Origin of the sequence: Moraxella caprae DSM 19149 (assembly GCF_000426885.1) — a bacterium.
GTDB lineage: Bacteria > Pseudomonadota > Gammaproteobacteria > Pseudomonadales > Moraxellaceae > Moraxella > Moraxella caprae.
Genome location: NZ_AUGF01000090.1, coordinates 1 through 2,586 on the forward strand (window position 1 = coordinate 1; position 2,586 = coordinate 2,586).

At 33.8% G+C, this 2,586-nt stretch carries 3 protein-coding genes and 1 pseudogene; all 4 read right to left on the reverse strand.

Translation table 11 applies throughout. From position 1 onward, the window contains the following. Positions 1-113: 113 nt before the first annotated feature. Positions 114-950, reverse strand: a complete 837-nt coding sequence (locus tag K941_RS0112300; RefSeq protein WP_228130420.1) for an Imm49 family immunity protein — start codon at positions 948-950, stop codon at positions 114-116. Between the two features lie 12 nt (positions 951-962). Further along, the gene (locus K941_RS17630; protein WP_051226065.1) at positions 963-1,532 is read right to left on the reverse strand and encodes a hypothetical protein; all 570 of its coding nucleotides are present in this window, start codon (positions 1,530-1,532) and stop codon (positions 963-965) included. 106 nt (positions 1,533-1,638) lie between these two features. Beyond that, complete coding sequence (locus K941_RS15905) at positions 1,639-2,157, reverse strand: SMI1/KNR4 family protein (protein ID WP_051226066.1); 519 nt, start codon at positions 2,155-2,157, stop codon at positions 1,639-1,641. After that, positions 2,154-2,586, reverse strand: a pseudogene (locus tag K941_RS17890) (hypothetical protein); the annotation flags it as partial. The gene K941_RS15905 and the pseudogene K941_RS17890, both read right to left, overlap by 4 nt.

Here is a 2,586-nt window from a genome sequence, read left to right on the forward strand (position 1 = left end):
TAACTTCTACTTCTTGATTGTTTCTATCAAGCAGTATCATGCCTTGTTCTAGCAAGGACGCTTTTAGCCAGCCTGTGTCTTTAATCCAAAATGGGGACAGTAATCTTGATTAATTATATACTATACTTTTTCATAAACTCAAATTCATCTTGATAGTTTTCTAAAGGTGTCATCTCTAACCATTCTTTGGGAATGTAATCACTTTCAATTTGAATTTGATAACCATGATACCATGCTAGTTTAGTATAAAGTGTTGCAGGTGTATCCAATAAATCTTTTGTATAACCGCTTTCTAAATCCATGCGTTGTCTGCGATTAAAAGTTTTGGTTTCTAAAAGTTGGGAAATAGCATTTATCATACCATCAATATCCCCTTGAGAAAGAGACAAGTAAAAAGTGTGGTCAATTAAGTAGTTCTTGCCACGACCCGATGTCGGTGGATCTGCTAACACTTTCTCACAACGCTCTTGTAAAAGTTTCCAGTCTCCACGCAATGCAATAAAAAATTGTTTGGTAAAAAATTGCTCTGATTTAGGGTTGTCCGCAGATTGACTAAAAATATGATCTAGATTTGAGTACCATTTAATCAGTGGTTTATGATTGGATAATAGAAACCACAACCCTTCAAAAGCTCTTTTTTCATAGGCATATTCTTGACCCAAATAATCATAAGGTGATTGAGACATCACATATTGTAGTTTTGCATAGTTATAAGCATAATTTTTAGTTTCATTAATATCGTGTTTATGGAACCAATTTATAATAAGTTTCATTAATATTAAATCTTGGAATGCTAAAAAACACCATGAAAAATTGTCTTTTACATCAATAATTCCTTGAGTTAAGTTTTTTTTCCTTTCAGGATTATCAATCCAACTTGAATTCCAATAATCTGACACATAAGCCAATCTTAATTGAAATTTCTTCTTATCGAGATTTTTCATTTTCATATTAACTCCAAATTACTTTTTAGGCTTAACTGTAAAAGGTGTAAATAAAACATTACCAGTTTTTTTATCCACACCAATAACAGCTGTTTTTAATTTACCACTATCAAGGGCTTTTTCGATAGCTTTTCTAGCTGCTGAATTTATAGGTAAATTTGGCAGGGTAGCTCTAATAGCATTTTCACTTAATTGAACACCCGCATTGCTTGTCCCTAATTTAGTTGCTCCGCTATTAGCAAGTTGCTTGGAATCTATGATAATAACTGTACCATCTGCGTCTTGAATAACATGGTCAAAACCTTTATTACTACCACCATGATATTTTGCACCTGCTAACTCTTTATAACCACTATCTTTTAGAATTGAACTAGTCAGTTTCTCTGTTTTTTCGCCACCTTTATCACCTTTCATGATTTCATCAACCATTTTTTGTTGCTGTGGAGAAAGTTTACTTTTTTCTACTAAACCACCATGAGTATCCATGAGTTTTCCACTAATTCTACCTGATGGGGTTGCACTTGCAGGTGATAAAGTTTTTGTTTTTTCAATAACTTGATTAACTTCACAACAATCCGCATTATGCACCCACACACCCAATCTACCCACATGATAGGTGTGAAAGTCATCTACTTCAATGTTGTAGACGGTATCGGTGTGGTTTGGAATTGACTATTAGATGATATATTATAAATTAGCTTATTTCCCAATACTTCACTCCCTCGTTATTGCAAAAATTCCTCAAAAAAGATTCAAAATTCTCATCTAAAAAATACCAGTCTTTTCTCTCATCAAGTGGTAGTAATATTATAATATCTCCGTAATCATCAGAGTTTTTATCACATCTCAACACCACTAAATCACTATCCCCCAAAAACTCACCAATAATTAAATCTGTCGGCAATAAATCTTGGCTTAAATAGCTGTTTCTCCATTCCAAATTTTTTTCATAAACAACATCCGTTCCATACAAATCCATTCCAGCCTGACCATAAGCCTTATCATAGAACAATTTTGCACCATTGGTCTCTTTAATAAAATCCAAAAAATTCGGTGGTATATTTACAATACCCAATTTAGAAACAGATTTCATTAAATCAATTTCCAAGCCTTCGTTACCAAACACGCACAATAATTCAAAAGAATCATTACAATATTGAGGCTTTTTCGAAAGTGACCAATCTTTCTTTAATGTTAGAATTAATTCTTTCATTTTACACCCCTCCAAAAGTTATTAAATTCTTTTTGATGAGTCTTTCTTTGTACTGGAACTAGATTCCAAAAATCATTTGTTCCACCATATTCTCTGGGTTTAATGTGATGTATATCATATTCTGCCCACCCACCTCTTGGTTCTGGATAGCCCTTGTCATGCCATGTTTTAATAAATTTGTATCTTTCTTGATTATCCCATATAACACGACTCTCCTTGGGTACGATTTGTAAAGTTTCGTTCGGAAACGGAATAGGACGACCCGTTCTAGGATCTGGAATGTTCGGATAAAAGTCCCCAGCTTTATTTATAATATTTCCTGATACAACCCTAGCCCCACAACAATCCGCATTATGCACCCACACACCCAATCTACCCACATGATAGGTGTGAAAGTCATCGACTTCAATATTATAAACGGTATCGGTG